The sequence below is a fragment of the Delftia sp. Cs1-4 genome, assembly GCF_000214395.1.
GTDB lineage: Bacteria > Pseudomonadota > Gammaproteobacteria > Burkholderiales > Burkholderiaceae_C > Comamonas > Comamonas acidovorans.
Genome location: NC_015563.1, coordinates 15,773 through 32,455, shown reverse-complemented (window position 1 = coordinate 32,455; position 16,683 = coordinate 15,773). Strand labels below are relative to the sequence as shown.

Annotated in this window: 11 protein-coding genes; 9 read left to right on the top strand and 2 right to left on the bottom strand. The window is 66.0% G+C overall.

Annotation, left to right across the window (positions count from 1 at the left end; genetic code table 11):
* Positions 1–99 precede the first annotated feature (99 nt).
* A complete protein-coding gene (locus tag DELCS14_RS00120) occupies positions 100–1,287 on the top strand; it encodes an acetyl-CoA C-acyltransferase family protein (RefSeq protein WP_013799943.1) in 1,188 nt (395 codons plus the stop codon).
* 60 nt (positions 1,288–1,347) lie between these two features.
* Here DELCS14_RS00120 and DELCS14_RS00115 read toward each other — a convergent pair whose 3' ends face one another.
* Positions 1,348–2,394: a recombination-associated protein RdgC gene (locus tag DELCS14_RS00115; RefSeq protein ID WP_013799942.1), complete on the bottom strand. Its 1,047-nt coding sequence runs from the start codon at positions 2,392–2,394 to the stop codon at positions 1,348–1,350.
* A 310-nt stretch (positions 2,395–2,704) separates the two neighbouring features.
* Here DELCS14_RS00115 and DELCS14_RS00110 point away from each other — a divergent pair, with 310 nt between their 5' ends.
* Positions 2,705–3,250: a Spy/CpxP family protein refolding chaperone gene (locus DELCS14_RS00110; RefSeq protein WP_013799941.1), complete on the top strand. Its 546-nt coding sequence runs from the start codon at positions 2,705–2,707 to the stop codon at positions 3,248–3,250.
* Between the two features lie 175 nt (positions 3,251–3,425).
* On the top strand, positions 3,426–4,097 hold the full coding sequence (locus tag DELCS14_RS00105) for an acyloxyacyl hydrolase (protein ID WP_043795634.1): 672 nt from the start codon (positions 3,426–3,428) through the stop codon (positions 4,095–4,097).
* A gap of 1,547 nt (positions 4,098–5,644) precedes the next feature.
* On the opposite strand, the gene dinG is transcribed toward DELCS14_RS00105, so the two are convergent.
* Positions 5,645–7,819 carry an ATP-dependent DNA helicase DinG gene (gene dinG / locus DELCS14_RS00100; RefSeq protein ID WP_013799938.1) on the bottom strand — a complete coding sequence of 725 codons (2,175 nt, stop codon included), beginning with the start codon at positions 7,817–7,819 and terminating at the stop codon, positions 5,645–5,647.
* A gap of 90 nt (positions 7,820–7,909) precedes the next feature.
* Between dinG and DELCS14_RS30325 the strand changes: the two genes are divergently transcribed.
* The 6 genes from DELCS14_RS30325 (at position 7,910) to DELCS14_RS00075 (ending at position 16,676) form a co-directional block, all read left to right on the top strand.
* Complete coding sequence (locus DELCS14_RS30325; RefSeq protein ID WP_157158226.1) at positions 7,910–8,206, top strand: hypothetical protein; 297 nt, start codon at positions 7,910–7,912, stop codon at positions 8,204–8,206.
* Between the two features lie 416 nt (positions 8,207–8,622).
* A complete protein-coding gene (locus tag DELCS14_RS00095; protein WP_013799937.1) occupies positions 8,623–9,771 on the top strand; it encodes an efflux RND transporter periplasmic adaptor subunit in 1,149 nt (382 codons plus the stop codon).
* A gap of 21 nt (positions 9,772–9,792) precedes the next feature.
* Complete coding sequence (locus DELCS14_RS00090) at positions 9,793–12,897, top strand: CusA/CzcA family heavy metal efflux RND transporter (RefSeq protein ID WP_013799936.1); 3,105 nt, start codon at positions 9,793–9,795, stop codon at positions 12,895–12,897.
* Between the two features lie 301 nt (positions 12,898–13,198).
* Positions 13,199–14,335 carry a TolC family protein gene (locus tag DELCS14_RS00085; protein WP_228676833.1) on the top strand — a complete coding sequence of 379 codons (1,137 nt, stop codon included), beginning with the start codon at positions 13,199–13,201 and terminating at the stop codon, positions 14,333–14,335.
* Between the two features lie 231 nt (positions 14,336–14,566).
* A complete protein-coding gene (locus DELCS14_RS00080) occupies positions 14,567–15,271 on the top strand; it encodes a response regulator transcription factor (protein ID WP_017407046.1) in 705 nt (234 codons plus the stop codon).
* A 4-nt stretch (positions 15,272–15,275) separates the two neighbouring features.
* Complete coding sequence (locus DELCS14_RS00075) at positions 15,276–16,676, top strand: HAMP domain-containing sensor histidine kinase (protein WP_013799933.1); 1,401 nt, start codon at positions 15,276–15,278, stop codon at positions 16,674–16,676.
* Positions 16,677–16,683 lie beyond the last annotated feature (7 nt).

The window sequence follows — 16,683 nt, the reverse complement described above, 5'->3', positions numbered from 1 at the left end:
CCTGCGCCCGGAACTGACGCCGAGGCGGCTGCGCTGCCTGCCGCCTGCCCGGCACAATGCACTCCATCCCCCGTGTTCATCGCTTCGAGGAGCTTCACCATGACCCCACGCGACGTCTTCGTCGTCGGCACTGCGCGCACCGCCATCGGCACCTTCGGCGGCAGCCTCAAGGACGTACCCAACACCCAGCTGGCCACCACGGCAGTCAAGGCGGCCATCGAGCGCGCGGGCCTGGCGCCCGACGCCGTCGGCCACGTGGTCATGGGCAATGTGATCCCCACCGATACCAAGGACGCCTACCTCTCGCGCGTGGCCGCCATCGATGCGGGCTGCCCCATCGAGACGCCGGCCTTCAACGTCAACCGGCTGTGCGGCTCCGGCCTGCAGGCCATCGTCTCTGCCGCCCAGGCCATTGCGCTGGGCGACTGCGACGTGGCCATCGGCGGCGGCAGCGAGTCCATGAGCCGCGGCCCCTACTTCGACCAGGCCGCCCGCTGGGGCGCGCGCATGGGCGACGCCAAGAGCATCGACTACATGCTGGGCATCCTGCACGACCCCTGGCAGAAGATGCACATGGGCATCACGGCCGAAAACGTGGCCGAGCGCTACCACATCAGCCGCGAAATGCAGGACGAACTGGCGGCAGCCAGCCACCAGCGCGCGGCCGCTGCCATTGCGGCAGGCCACTTCAAGGAGCAGATCGTTCCCGTGGAAATCGCCACGCGCAAGGGCGTCGTGGTCTTCGACACCGACGAGCATGTGCGCGCCAGCACCACCATCGAATTGCTGTCCACCATGAAGCCCGCGTTCCGCAAGGAAGGCGGCAGCGTGACGGCCGGCAATGCCTCGGGCATCAACGACGGCGCCGCCGCCGTGGCCCTGGCCGCAGGCGATCGCGTGGCGGCCCTGGGACTGAAGCCGCTGGCGCGCCTGGTGGGCTACGCCCATGCCGGCGTGGACCCCGCCTACATGGGCATAGGCCCCGTGCCGGCCACGCAGAAGGTGCTGCAGCGCACGGGCCTGAAGATTGCAGACATGGACGTGATCGAGGCCAACGAGGCCTTCGCGGCCCAGGCCTGCGCCGTGATCCAGCAGCTGGGCATGGACCCGGCCAAGGTCAACCCCAACGGCTCGGGCATCTCGCTGGGCCACCCCGTGGGCGCCACGGGCGCCATCATCACCACCAAGGCCATCGCCGAGCTGCAGCGCACGGGCGGCCGCTATGCGCTGGTGACCATGTGCATTGGTGGCGGCCAAGGGATCTCGGCCATCTTTGAAAGAGTCTGAGCGCCGCCTGGGCGTGGCGATGTTTCACATGAAACATCGCCACCGCAGCCGCCTGCCGGCTTAGAAAGGCGCTTCTTCAGGCGCCGTATCCACGGGCGCCAGGACCGGCCCCGTCAGCGCACCACGGCCCGAGGCCGCTGCACGCGGTGCCGCTTGTGTCGCTGTAGGAGTCTGGGCAGCGGGTGTCTGCAGCGATGCCGGCAGATCCTGGCCCAGGCCCGTGCGCCCTTCCCCGCCCAGTGCCTCGATCAGATCGGGGATAAGCCTGGACAGCTCGCCCGTGGCAATCGCCACATCGGCATCGAAGCCGCCGTCGTCCTGCGACTGGCCTTCCATCACGGCATCGAGCAGCGCGATCTTGCGGATCTGCAGACCCTCCGTCAGCACAAAGCTCACGCGGTCATCCCAGGTCAGCGCCAGGCGCGTGGGCAGCTTGCCGTGCTCGATGTGCTGGCGCACCTCGTCGATGTCCAGCGGATGGCGCGCATAGCGCACCACGGCCTTGGATTCGTCGGCGGCCTTGAGCTCGCATTCACGGTCAATCGAGAAGCCGGCCGGGCTTTCCTGCGTGGTCAGCCAGTGCGCCATGGCGGCCTGGGCGCTGGTCTGCGTATCGACCAGGGCCAGCGCAAAGCCTGTGAGGCCCTCCACCAGCGAGCTGACCACCTCGTCGGCGCGCGCCTGGCTGCCGGTGTCCAGCACCAGGGTGCGGGCCTGCGGGTCCAGCCAGACCCACATGGCGCCCTGCTTGGTGAAGGCCATGGGCAGCAGGTCCAGCTTGGCCTCGTCCTTGAGTTCCTTCTTTTCCTTCTTGCCGGGCTTGCGGCCTTCGGTGGCCTCGATGTGGGCAGCCTTTTCGTTGACGCGGCGGTTGAGCACGCTGGCCGGCAGCATCTTGGCCTCGGTCATGAAGCGCATCACCCACTGATTGGCCACGGACTCGGCCAGCGGGCCATGGGGCTCGCCGCGCGGCGGCACCCAGCCGGCGCTGCGCTCCTGCGTGGCGCCGCACTCGGCAAACGGGCTCTTGCCCAGGGCTTCTTCAAGCTGCTGCAAATCGCCCTGCCAGCTCTCGGCAATGCGATAGACGATCATGTTTTTGAACATAGCGAACCTTTGCTCGGACGGACTGCGGCTGCGCCGCAGCAGGGGTGTGCAACACCGGGCTGCGCCGCCTCCATCCAGAGGGAGAAAACAGAAAAAACAGCAGGGGCGCCATGCCTTGGCGCCCCGCCCGGTCATTGTGCATGCCTGGCACCGGACGGCGCTGCACAAGCTTGTCAATTCTTTACAAGCCGTGCGCAAAACCTCACTGCCCCGATACATCGGACGACCACACTTCAATCATCCGCTGCACAGGGCTCGCCAAGTGCCTTGACGGCGGCCTTCAGTCACCCTCTCCAGAAAGGATTTTGGAATGACCACCACCTTCCGCCGCACCCTCGCCAGCGCCGCCGCTGCCACCGCCTTGCTGGCATCGTTCGCCCTGCCCTCGTACGCCCAGACCGCCGCGCCGGCAGCACCGGCTGCAGCCACCACGCCCAAGCCCGAACGTCCCATGCACAAGCCTGGCGAACGCCGAGAGCACATGCAGCAGCGCATCGCCAAGCTCAAGGCCGACCTCAAGCTCACGCCGGCCCAGGAGACCGCATGGAACACCTATGCGGCCACCTTCAAGCCCGGCGAGCGTCCCCAGCGCATGGAGCGCGAGGACTTCGCCAAGCTGACCACGCCCCAGCGCATCGACAAGATGCGTGAAATGCACGCCCAGCGCGCGGCCGATGCCGATCGCCGCGGCGAAGCCACCAAGGCCTTCTACGCCCAGCTGGATGCCAGCCAGCAAAAGACCTTCGATGCCGCCACGCTGCACAAGGGCCACCCCGGCCACCACGGCATGGACCACGGCCCGCGCCATGACCACAAGAGCGGCCAGGCCCGCCCTGCCCCGGCACCCGCCCAGTAAGCAGCCACCCGGCCTGCCCGCCACCAGCGGGCAGCCGGATTGCTTGCGCCAGCCCTTGCACGGACGCCTTGTCAGGCGGCCGACAGTGCAAGGGCTTTTTTGCTGACTCCCCGATCTTCCCCGGACTGCCTAGAGTGGAACAGGCACAGCATTGTGTGCTGCCCCGGAGAAGATCATGGCCCCCAAAAACACTCAAACGACGCCATCCAGCTGCCAGAACCACGCAACGGCGCGCAAACATCCACCAGAACGTTCAGGGCGACCAGAGCGACCAGGACGACCAAGACGACCCGGAAGTTTTGCCGCCGTGCTGCTGGCCGGTGCAGCGGCCGTCCTGCCCCTGGCGGCGCAGGCGCAGTCCACGCCGGAATCCTCCCCCTCCATGTACCTGCAATACGGCGCGGCCGAGCACAGTGCCGACAGCTGGACCGTGGGCGTCACCGTGCCCTGGCGCAACTGGCGCCATGCGCTGTGGGGCGGCCAGCTCAGCGGCTACTGGGATGTCTGGGGCGCCCGCTGGTCGGCGCCGCTGGAGGGTCGTGATCGCGGCACCTGGGTCATCGGCGTAAATCCCACCGTGCGCTGGCGTCCCAGCAACGGGCAGTCGCCCTGGTTTGCAGAAACCGGCGTGGGCCTGAGCTGGGCGCTGAACCGTCGCTACGTCACGGACGAGAAGGAATTCCCCACGCGCTACAACTTCGCTACCCATATCGGCGTGGGCTACCTGTTTGGCAGCCAGGGCCAGCATGAGCTGGTGCTGCGGCTGGAGCACCATTCCAACGCAGGCATCAAGAAACCCAACCCCGGCGAAAACTTCCTGCAGCTGCGCTACGCCCACCATTTCTGATCACGGTTGCGGATCCCGGCAAGACCACCTTCGAGGTGGTCTTTTTTTGTCCTCAGCCGCCCTGTGGAAAAACCTGGGCATAAAAATCTTGTAAATCCATGCTTATCCACAAGGAGGATGCGCCATGGAAAGTTGTGCCCAAAACGGGTGCAGCAGCGAAGCAGCATCCGCCACAGGGTTTGAAGTGTCTTAAGTTGTTGATTTTTATAAGACAAATTCAGTTATCAACAATTAAGCACTTCACTTACTACTACTACTAATTAAAAAATAAGAGAGATAGGAATAACAGCCAAGGGCGGTTTTTCACAGCGGCAAGACCGTTCTGGATAAAAAAGGCAGCCGATCCATCAGAAAAAAAAAGCCTGTCAACAGGTCACAGCACTGCCAGACCATGTGCTCATCCATGTCTGGCAAGCATTCTTTTCATCTTGATAAACCAAAAAATCCTTATAGATCAATAACTTGAAGTTCAATAAAGGAAAAAATGCACCTCGCACAAAACTGTGGATAGATGAAGACCAACTCAACAGTTATCCACAGAAAAAATCGAAACGGGCAAACTATCCCCGTTCAAGAGACACCGGGAACAGGGCTTTGATCACATGTTTTTCAATCGGGCAAGACATTGTTTTTTTTGAGGAATAGTGAGTTATCCACAGAGATGTCATGCCTCTACTACTACGACTATTCTTTATAAGAAGATCAAAGAACAACCGAAGGCGAAGTCACGCGGGAAGCGAAGGCCGAACGGTTTTTCAAAAAAAACAGACGTGCCAGGTTGTCTGGAGCCTGGGCATGTCCAGACGAGGGACTGCTCCAGCGAAATTGGCGCGCCTGTGTTCAAAAAATTCCGGATCGGTTCGCGCGCCATGGCCGTATGCACGAAGACGCACGAAGACAAGACTTCCTCGCGGCCACGCAGGAACGCTGTGGAACGGGCGCTTTTCCACAACGGGCTGTGCACTGGACGTGGAAGACTTCAGGAAAATGCGGCCTGCCAGGCGGACGCAAGCGGATGCGCCAGAGGCAGTGTTCGTCCATTCAAAAAAATTCAACCCCTTGTTGCCAGCCTGCAAGAGGACTGCGCATCCAGATCAGGAGCAGCAGATCCAGTCCAGGCAAGGGCAATCACGAAAAGTGATGGCTGCTGGCGCACCAGGGCAAGAGGACGTGAATCAGCCCGAGCGCTTCAGCGGCCTGCAGAGGACCGTGGAGGCTTGGCAGCTGTCAGGCCCTGGGTTGCCCGCGCCAGCGCGTCCTGGGCGTTCTGCTGGCCCGTTGGCGGGGTATGGCGGGTATGGCCGGGCCGGGGAGCAGGCACGGTCTGCGAGATCCAGCGGGATCCGGGGACCGTGCTGCACAGGCATGCAGGGAGATGCGGGAGCCGGGAAATACGGTTGCCCACAGGCTGTGTGCAAGTGGCCTGTGGGCAATCGGCAAGCTCGCTGATTGAAAAAATCAGCCGTGATCAATGACTTGCGTATGCAAAGGAATGCAGTGGCGACAGGGCGCGGCCTGTTTTTCGCATGTTTTCCACAGGGTCCGGCTCAGCGTGCCGGGCGGCGCTGCAAGGCAAAGGGCGGCAGGCCCTTGAGCAGCTGCTGGCCATAGCTGGTGTTCACCAGGCGCCGGTCATAGCAATACACATGGGCCTGGTCTTCCTCGGTGCGTATGGCGCGGCCCACCCACTGGGCCAGGCGGATCGCCGTGGCCGGCACCACCAGCTCATTGAAGGGGTTGCGGCCGCTGCTGCGCAGCCATTCGGCCCGGGCCTCGCCCACGGGGTCATCGGGCGGGGCAAAGGGCAGCTTGGTGATGAACAGGGACTCGCACAGCGCGCCGGGCAGGTCCAGGCCCTCGCCGAAGGACTGCATGCCGAAGATGATGGAGGGCTCGCCCATCTCCACGGCATCGCGGTGGCGGGCCAGCAGCAGGGCGCGGGGCATGGCCGTCTGCACCAGCACCTGCGAGCGCATGGCCGTGGACAGCGCATCCACCGCCAGGCGCATCTGCTCGCGCGATGTGAACAGCACCAGGGCGCCGGCCTGCACGTGGGACAGGTCGCCCAGCAGCGCGTCCACCATCTCCTGGGTGAAGCGGGCGGCCTCCTTGGGGTCGGCCACGGTTTCGCGCGCCACCAGGGTGCCCTGGCGCGCGTAGTCGAAGGGGCTGGGCACTTCCAGCGTGGTCACGGCCGCATCGTCGTGCAGGCCTGCCTCGCGCAAAAAGAAGTCGAATTGTCCACAGCTGGTCAGGGTGGCCGACGTGAGCACGGCACCACGCACCTGGGACCACAGATGGTGGCGCAGCGTGGCACCGGGCAGGATGGGGCTGGCATGGGCCTTGACCACGATGTACTCGCCATCTGTCTCCAACGTAAACCATTTGGCATTGGGGACGCGGCTACTGTCGTCATCCTGCGCTGGCTGCTGCATCAGCAGCTGGGCCGTGTCATAGACGGATTCCAGGCGGGGAGCCAGTGCGCCAACCTGTGCATAAGCTGTAGACAGCCTGCGTGCTTCCTCTGGATTGTCCTTGATGGCGGCGCGCAGTGCCTTGGAGATGGCGCGCAGCGCATCCAAAAAGCTGTTGGCATGGTGAGCGGCCTTGCCCAGAGGCTCCAGCAGGGGCTCGGGCAGCATGCCTCGCGGTGCGCGCACCCGCGCCGGCCCCCAGCTGTCCTTTTGTGACTTGAGCGTATCGCCGTACAGCTCCATCACCAGGCGCGCCAGTTCCTGCAGCTGCTGGCGCAGCTGGCTGGCATGGGCTGGAAGGTCTGCCAGTTCTTCGACCTCGACCATAGTGTTCACGCGCAGGGCGCGGCTGGTCAGCTTGTCTATCCAGCCCAGGCGGCTCAGGTCCATCTCGCCGGCGAATTGGCCCAGCGCCGTGGCGGGCAGATGGTGGGCTTCGTCCAGCACCAGCAGGCAGTTGTCCAGCTCGGGCAGCAGCCGCGCACCCAGGGAGGACAGCAGCAGATCGTGGTTGGCCACGATGACCTGGGCGGCCACCAGGTCCTTGCGGCGCTCGTAATAGACGCAGTTGCTGAAGGCCGGACAGTGCTTGCCGGTGCAGGACGAGGATTCGGCCGCCACGGGGCTCCAGGCCTCGGCCTCGGGCGGGGTCTCCAGAGAGTCGCGGTCGCCGTCCCAGGCCTGGGACGCCAGCGCGTTGGCCATGCTTTTGTAGAACTGCATGCGCGCCTCCAGCTCCTGGGCCGGGCGTGCCACGCGGCTTTGGGCCTGCGCCTTTTCTTCGGCGAACAGATCGTCCAGATCCTCGTCCTGGGCCTCGCCGGTGCTGGCCAGCCGCTCCAGCTTGAGCTTGCAGACAAAGCGGCCTCGCCCCTTGGCCAGCGCGAATTTGAAGGGCTGCTCCAGCTGCTGGGCCAGCGCGGGCAGATCCTTGTTCACCAGCTGTTCCTGCAGGGCGACGGTGGCCGTGGAAATCAGCACCCGGGTGCCGCGCGCCAGCGCCATCGAAATGGCGGGAATGCTGTACGCCAGCGATTTGCCCACCCCCGTTCCGGCCTGCACCACGGCAATGGACCGGATGGGCTCCGGTGCGCCCTCATCGATTTTTCCCAGCTGGGCCTGGCTGAAGGTCTGCGCGATTTGGGCCGCCATTTTTCGCTGCCCCTCACGATTTCGGAACCCTGGGATGGCCCCGACCACGTCATCAAAGGATTTCAGGGCCTGATCAGCCCATTTTTTTTCATGCATTTCGGCGTGTTTTGACCAAATGGATCATCTTGGTCCATCTGTTTATAAAGATTCGTACAGTGATATGTATTAAATAAGATGCGAAATCTTATGAAATACAGCGCACAAAGCGCGTTTTTCGTATGCCGTACAGCCTACAAGCTGCCCGTCATATGGATCACTGAACCCGCCAATCGCATGTGTGCACAGGTGGGTATCGGTCACCGGGATGGACATCTGTCCACCGGCTGTTCCTGGATTGTTCCCATGGCCGTTGATGGCCATGCGCGTGGCCGCATCCACAGTCTTGCCCACAGCGGCCAGGGCATTCGGCCTGTGATCAATCCTGTGTGCATGCTGTTGGCATGCTTGTGGATTGATTGGGTGATTGTCGCCATTCACCGTTGATTTGCAACGGGTTTTTCATGGGTTCAGGTTTCCCGCGATTTCCAGAAGACGGTGAAAGTTGTCACCACTGTGGAAAACAGGGCCTGTGCAGATCTTTGGCTTTGCAGAGTAAGTTTTTCCCCGGGATATCCACAGGTCTGCGGCCGCTGCGGCTGCTGCGGCTGGGGCCTTGGTGCACCGCCAGGCGGCAGGTCCGCGGCGGCGCAGCGGATCGCGCTGGTTCTCGAAAAAGCGCAGGCGATCCCTGCCGGGGAGCGGCCCCGGGCGCCGGCCCAGATACGCGAATGTCTTACCAAACGGTAATGAAGGCTTCACGCACGCAGGAAGATGCGTTTTCTAGCATCTGTTTCATCTCAGGAGACAAGGGTCGGCTCGCTGCAGTCCCTGCGCTCCAGGCATGGATTGAAGGGGCAAGAATGATCAAGACATTTGCGGGCCTGCCCAAGGCAGCCCGGTTTCCGGCGGCATCGGCATGCGCTGTCATCGCCGTGGCCTGCCTTGTGGCGGGCTGCGATGCATCCAAGGCATCGGCACAGAACGAACCTGCCGTGCAGGCGCCCGCGCCGGCCGGCGTGGTGCGGGTGAAGCCCGAGTCGCTGAAGATGCTGGATATCGCCGTGGTGGCCGATCCGCAGGGCACGCAAATGGCCTGGGCGCCCGCGCGTGTGGCCTTTGCCGAGGACCGCGTGGCCACCGTCTCGGTGCCGCTGGCCGCGCGCGTGGTGTCGGTTCGTGCCCACGTGGGTGACATCGTCAAGGCCGGCGACGAGCTGGCCACCCTGGTCAGCCCCGAGGCGCTGCGCGTGCGCTACGAGGTGGAAGCTGCCCGCAGCGCGCATGACGTGGCAACCGTGGAAGTGCGGCGCCAGCAGACCATGGTGGACAAGGGCGTGGGCGTGGAAGTGGATCTGCGTGCGGCCCAGGCCAAGCTGCGCGAGTCGGCCCAGGAGCTGGCGCGTGCCCAGGGCACGTCGGCGCTGCTGGGGCAAGGCGGCGGCGACCGGCTGGTGCTGCGTGCGCCGCGCGCCGGCGTGGTGGCCGAGCGCAAGGCCGTGGTCGGCGCCTCGGTCGAGCCCAGCGGCGAGCTGTTCCTGATCGGCGATCCCGCCGCCATGAACGTGGTGGCCGATGTCTTTGAAAGCGATCTGCCCGGCATCCGCCTGGGCAGTGCTGTGCAGGTCGATGTGCCGCAGCTGCCCAAGCCCCTGACCGGCACGGTGCGCCACCTGGGCGCCACGCTGGACAAGGAGTCGCGCCGTGCCTCCGTCATCGTGCAGCTCGATGCGCAGAACCCCGTGCTGCGTTCCGGCATGCAGGCGCGCGTGGGCCTGCAGGTCTCCAACGAGCACGAGATGCTGATCCCCGTGACGGCCGTGCTCATCAAGGATGAAAGCCGCAGCATCGTCTTCGTGCAGACCGGCGAGCAGCAGTTCGAGGCCCGCACCGTGGTGCTGGGCCGGCCCTCGCGCGGCATGGTGCCCGTGGTGTCGGGCCTGAAGTCGGGTGAAAAGATCGTCGTGCGCGGTGGCCTGCTGCTCGACGGCGCAGCCAGCCAGCTGCTCTGATCGCGGCCAGGAGACTCATCAATGCTGCGTTCCCTGATAGCGTTTGTGGTGCACCGGCGGCTCGTCGCCCTGTGTGCCACCCTGATCATCGCCATCTATGGCGTGTACTCATACCTGCACACGGCCATCGAGGCCTATCCCGATGTGACCAATGTGCAGGTCGGCGTGATTGCCCAGGCGCCGGGCCTGGCCCCCGAGGAGGTGGAGCGCCAGATCACCCAGCCGCTGGAGCGCGAGCTCAACGGCACGCCGGGCCTGGTGTCGCTGCGCTCGGAGAGCTACTTCGGCCTGGCCATGATCAACCTCGTCTTCAATGACGATGCCGACAGTTTCCATGCGCGCGCCGAGGTGTCGCAGCGCCTGCCCCAGGCCAATCTGCCCGACGGCGTCACGCCCGAGATGGCGCCCGACTACACGCCGCTGGGCAAGATCTTCTACTACCGCCTGAAGAGCGACCGCCACACGCTGGCACAGCTGCGCACCGAGCAGGAATGGCGCGTGGTCCGCACCCTCAAGCAGGTGCAGGGCGTGGCCGACGTGGTCAGCATCGGCGGCTTCGTCAAGGAGTACCACGTCGAGGTGGATCCCGAGAAGCTGTATGCGCTGGGACTGTCGCTGGAAGACGTGAGCGATGCCCTGTCCAAGTCCAACCGCAACGTGGGCGGCGGCCTGATGCGCCGGGGCGAGCAGTCGCTGATCATCCGCGGCATCGGCCTGCTGCGCACGCCGCAGGAGATCCAGGGCGTGGTCGTGGCCATGCGCGGCAGCGCGCCCGTGACCATTGGCGACGTGGCGCGCGTGGTGCAGTCGCACACGCCGCGCCAGGGCTCGGTGGGCATGGACGATGCCGACGACGTGGTCCAGGGCATCGTGCTGCTCAAGCGCGGCGAGAACCCCTCGGTGGTGCTGGACCAGATCCATGCCAAGGTGGCCGCGCTCAATGACGGCGGCCTGCCCGAGGGCATGCACATGGAGACCAACTACGACCGCTCCGACCTGGTCGGCCACACGCTGGGCACGGTGCAGCACAACCTGCTGTTCGGCGCCACGCTGATCGTGGGCGTGCTGTGGCTGTTCCTGCGCAGTCTGCGCGGCTCGCTGATCGTGGCCACGGTGATCCCGCTGTCGCTGCTGGTGGCCTTCATCGGCCTGCATCTGCTGGGCATGCCGGCCAACCTGATCTCCATGGGCGCCATCGACTTCGGCATCATGGTGGACGGCGCCGTGGTGCTGGCCGAGAACATCATCCGCAACGCCCGCCTGCGCAAGCCGCAGACGCAGGCGGACATGCGCCACATCATCATCGACTCGGCCGTGGCCGTGGCCAAGCCCACGCTGTTCGCCATGGCCATCGTGATCGCGGCGCTGATCCCCGTGTTCTCGCTGGAAAGCATCGAGGGCCGCATCTTCCGTCCGCTGGCCATGACCTACAGCTTCGCGCTGCTGGGCGCCCTGGTCTTCGCCATGGGCCTGGTGCCGGCGCTGTGCGCGCTGTTCCTCAAGCCCCAGCACGTGATGGTGGAAGAGCCCAAGATCTTCGACCGCGCGCACCACGGCTACCAGCACTGGATCGGCACCCTGCTGGGTGCCGGGCGCCGCCGCGTCATCGTCATCGTCGGCTCGCTCGCCATCCTGGTGGCGGCCGGCCTGTCGGCGGCCTGGCTGGGCACGGAATTCCTGCCCGAGCTCGATGAAGGCGATGCCTACGTGCTGGTGCAGATGCCGGCATCTATCTCGCTGGAAAAGGGCCAGGAAGTGCTGCGCGACGTGCGCCTGCGCCTGAAGACCTTCCCCGAGGTGATCACCGTCACCACCGAGCAGGGCCGGCCCGAGTCCGGCACCGACAACGAGACGCTGAACCTGGCCAAGGTTCTGGTGCGCCTGAAGGGCCACGGCGAATGGCGCAAGGGCCTGACCAAGCCCCAGCTCATCGAGCAGATGCGCGCCACGCTGAGCGAGATTCCGGGCGTGTCGTTCAACTTCGCCCAGCCCATCCGCGACAGCGTGGAGGAATCGACGTCCGGCGCGCGCGGCCAGGTGGTGCTCAAGGTCTTCGGCCCCGACATTCCGCAACTGCGCGCCATCCTGCAGCAGACCGTGGACCTGGTGAAGGACATCGACGGCGTGGTCGATCTGGGCCTGTACCGCGATGCGCCTGCACCCCAGGTCCACGTGGAGTTCGACCGCCAGTCGCTGGCGCGCCAGGGCATTGCCATGGAGACCGCGCAAAAGACGCTGGAGGCGGCGCTGGCCGGCAACATCTCCACCACGCTGTGGGAGGGCGAGTACCCCGTGCCCGTGCGCGTGCGCCTGCCCTATGTGGACCGCATGGATGAGGAGCGCATCCGCAACATCGCCATCCCGCTTCCCAACGGCGGCTCGGTGCCGCTGCATTCGGTGGGCCAGGTCGCCATCAAGATCGGCAACTCCTCCATCTTCCGCGAAGGCAATGCGCGCTACATGGCGCTCAAGTTCAACGTGGAAGGCCGCGACATCGGCTCCGTGGTCAAGGACACGCTGGCCACGTTCAAGAAGAACGTGAAGATCCCCGAGGGCTACCAGGCCGTCTGGGGCGGCGAGTGGGAGAACCAGCAGCGCGCGGCCGCACGCCTGAAGATCGTGGTGCCGCTGTCGCTGATCATCGTCTACGCCCTGCTGTTCGGCGCGCTGGGCCAGGCGCGCAGCGCCGGCATCATCTTGCTGTGCGCGCCCTTCACCATGGTGGGCGGCATCGCGGCCCTGCACTTTGCGGGCATCGAGCTGTCCATCAGCGCGGCCATCGGCTTCATCGCGCTGCTGGGACAGGTGGCGCTGGCCGGCCTGCTGGTGATCTCGGCCGTGGAGGAATTGCGACGGCAGGGCATGCCCATGATGCAAGCCCTGGTCGAGGGCGCTGCCGAGCGCATGCGCTCCATCGTGCTCGTGGCGCTGCTGGCGCTGCTGGGCCTGCTGCCCATGGCACTGTCCACGGGCGTGGGCAGCGAGACGCAAAAGCCCTTCGCCTCCGTGATCGTGGGCGGCATGGTGGTGCTGCCCCTGGTGGCCCTGGTGCTGCTGCCCGTGCTCTATGCGCTGCTGGGCCCCAAGAACATGTTGACGCAGGAAGAACTCGATGAAAAAGAGTAAGCACCCCCTGAGCGGCTGCGCCGCTTCCCCCTCTCTCGCTTCGCGGGAGGGGGACGACGCCATCGCCGCGAGGCGGCTCTTGCTTGGCGTCTCTGATTTGGGCCGTGCCGGTTTTGCGGGTCGTTCACCTTATCGGGCCCTGTTTGTGGCTGTGGCGCTGTGCTGGGGGGCGGGTTCTGCGCTTGCGCAGCAGGCTGCACCCGCTGCACCCGCTGTACCTGGCGGGGCGGCTGCGCCGGCCATCACTGCGGCGCCTGCCTCCGAGGTGGCTCCGGCGGCTGCGCCGCAGCAGCCGGTGGGGATGCAGGAGTATCTGCAGATGGTGGTGCGCAACCAGCCCCAGCTGGCGGCGCAGCGGCTGCAGATCGGGATTGCGCAGGCGGACAGCCGCACGGCGGCGGCGTTTCCCAATCCCACGGCGTCGTACAGCAGCAAGCCGGGCGAGAAGCAGTGGGGCATCGAGCAGCCGCTGCCCATTTTCGGCCAGCGGCGTTTGCGCATGGAGAACGCGCGCAAGGGCGAGACGGCGGCGCGTGCCAATGTCGAGGTGGCCGTGGCCACCACGCTCAACGATGCAGCCACGGCCTTCATCGACCTGCTGATGACGCAGCAGCGCCTGAAGGTGTGGGAAGAGGCGCAGGAGTCGCTGAACGGCGCAGGCAATATCGTGCGCGGCCAGATCGAGGCCGGCGCGCGCAGCCGCTATGACGGCGCCCGCCTGAGCCTGCAGCAGGCCCAGATGGTCATGCAGGTCAGCCAGGCCCAGTCGGACTGGCAGGACGCCGCCTCGCATGCCGCCGCCCTGGCCGCCCTGCCCCAATGGGCGCCGCGCGCCACGGGCAGCCTGCAGGCCGTGCCCGTGGGCCAGCTGCTGCACGAGCAGGAGCTTTGGGAAGCTGCGCGCCAGCGCCTGCCGGCCCTGGTGGCCGCCCAGGCCGAGCTGGACCAGTTGCGCCACAAGGTCGAGCTGGAACGCCGCGAAGCCCTGCCCACGCCCAGCGTGAGCGTGGCGCGCGTGCGCAACCGGCTTGACGGCAACTACAACCAGATCGGCGTGTCGGTGGAGCTGCCGCTGTTCGATCGCCGCGAAGGCCCCATCGCGCGTGCCCAGGTGGAGGCCGAACAGGCCCAGCTGCGCTACGACGCCGCGCTGATCGAGGCGCGTACCGAGCTGCAGCGCGCCATCAAGCAACTGAAGCTGCGCCGCGATGCCGTGCGCGCCTACGAAAAGCAGGGCCTGGCCCAGATCGCGCCGCTCAACCAGATGGCCCAGGATGCCTACAAGCTGGGCCAGGGCTCCATCCTGGAGCTGATCGATTCGCTGGGCTCCATCAACGAGCACCGCCTGGAGCACCTGGACCTGGTCAAGGAAATGATGCTGGCCGAGTGGCAGGTGCGCGTGGCCAGCGGCGATCTGCCGATGTGGGCAGCGCCCTGAGGCGCTTGACGCCCTTCCCCTCCTGCTGTGCGGGAGGGGCGGTCGGACCCTGGGTGGCACCCCGCGGTGTGCCTGGTCCGGATCACGCCAGTTTCATGCGGTGCGATGCCGCGCAGCGCAGCCCAAGGCTGAAAAGAGGTGGTAAACATGCCGGCACCCCCACCGATCTCGGCGGAGTCTGGCGCGCCGTATAGTGTCTGCCTCAGTTTCGAGTCAGGCCCTGCCGCCCGCATGTACCGCTATCTCATCATCGAAGACGACGCGCTGAACGCGCGCTACATCGCCGAAGGCCTGCGCCAGCAGGGCGCGCAGGTGGCGGTGTGCAGCGATGGTGTGCAGGGCATCGCCATGGCCGTGGGCGAGAGCTGGGATGTGATCATCCTCGACCGCATGCTGCCCAACGGCTTCGACGGCCTGCAGATCCTGCAGACGCTGCGCTCCATGGGCAAGCAGACGCCGGTGCTGGTGCTCAGCGCCCTGTCGGCCACGGACGAGCGCGTGCGCGGCCTCAAGGCCGGCTGCGATGACTACCTGACCAAGCCCTTTGCCTTCTCCGAACTCTCGGCGCGCCTGGAGGCCCTGGTGCGCCGCGCCCAGATCCCGGCCCCGGCGCGCGAGATGCGCCTGGCCGACCTGCGGCTGAACCTGCTCACGCGCAGCGCCGAGCGCGCAGGCCAGCCGCTGGCGCTGCAGCCGCGCGAGTTTCGCCTGCTGGCCTTTCTGATGCAGCACGCGCACCAGATCGTCACGCGAACCATGCTGCTGGAGTCGGTGTGGGACTACCGGTTCGACCCGCAGACCAATGTCATCGACGTGCACATCAGCCGCCTGCGCGGCAAGGTGGACAAGGGCTTCGAGCCCGCGCTGATCCACACCGTGCGCGGCGTGGGCTACAGCCTGTCGGACCGGCCGCAGGACCTGCCGCAGGTGGCCTGATCCCATGTCGCTGGCCAAGCCCTGGAGCTCCACGGCCTTCCGGCTGGCGCTGACCTACGGCGTGCTGCTGGTGCTGACCATGTCCATCGTGCTGTCGGTGTTCTACGTGCAGACCGTGGGCGTGCTGCGCATGCGCATGGACCGGCAGGCCGAGAACCACATGCGCCGCCTGGTCGAGCACCGCGACAAGTACGGCGAGCCCGCGCTGGAGGCCGAGATCCAGCAGACCCTGCTGGACGGCGTCAACACCGATACCGAAATCCTCATCCTCATGGATGGCGACGGCAATCCCATCATCGGCAACGCCGACGTGGTGCCCGCACGCCGCCTGACGGAGATGGGCGTGCGCGATCTCAAGGTGCGGCGCAACGGCCGCATCATCGCGGGCCGCGTGGCGGTGGCCCAACTGTCCGACGGCAAGCTGCTGGCCGTGGGCAGCGACATGCAGGTGCAAAGCGATGTGGAGGAGCTGTTCGGCCGCGCCAGCCTGCTGGCCGGCCTGGTGGCCCTGGGCATGGCCGTGCTGGGCGCCGGGGCCTTCCGGCGCGTGGTGGAAGAGCGTGCCGCCGACATCCGCAGCACCATGGCGCGCGTGGCCACGGGCGACCTGCGCCAGCGCATCCCGGTCACGCGCCGCGACGATGAGTTCACGCTGCTCAACCGCGACATCAACACCATGCTGGACCGGTTGGAACTGTTGATGGACGGCATACGCCATGTCTCCAACACCATCGCCCACAACCTGCGCACGCCGCTGACGCGCATCCTGCTGCGCCTGCGCAATGCCCAGCAGGCCACGCCCGAGGAAAAGAACGAGACGCTGGCGCTGGTGGCCCAGGAAGTGGCCGAGCTGGGCGTGGTCTTCGACAAGCTGCTGCAGATCGCCGAAGTGGAAAGCGGCGCCAGCCGCAAGAACTTCGCGCCCGTGGACCTGCGTGCCCTGCTGGTCGACGTGGTGGAGTTCTACGAACCGCTGGTCGAGGACGCGGGCGGCGTGCTGCGCCTGGAGGTCGAGGGCACGCCCATGGCGCTGGGCGACGGCGACCTGCTGGCCAGCGCCGTGGCCAACCTCGTGGACAACGCCATCAAGTACGGATCACTGCCCGACAGCGACCACGGCGCCGACATGCTGCTGCGCGCGGGCGTGGCCCACGAGCACGGCATGGACGGCGGCGCCTGGGGCGTGGAAATCATCGTGCAGGACCGAGGCCCCGGCGTGGACGCGCAGACGCGCGAGAAGATGAGCACCCGCTTTTACCGCGCCGAATCGGACCGCGAAGGCTATGGCCTGGGCCTGGCCAGCGTGCTGGCCATCGTGCAGCTGCACGGCGGCAAGCTGGGCTTCGAAAACATGCATCCGGGGCTGCAGGCAAGGATCTGGCTGCCCGGGTTGCCCACGGCCTGAAGCCGTT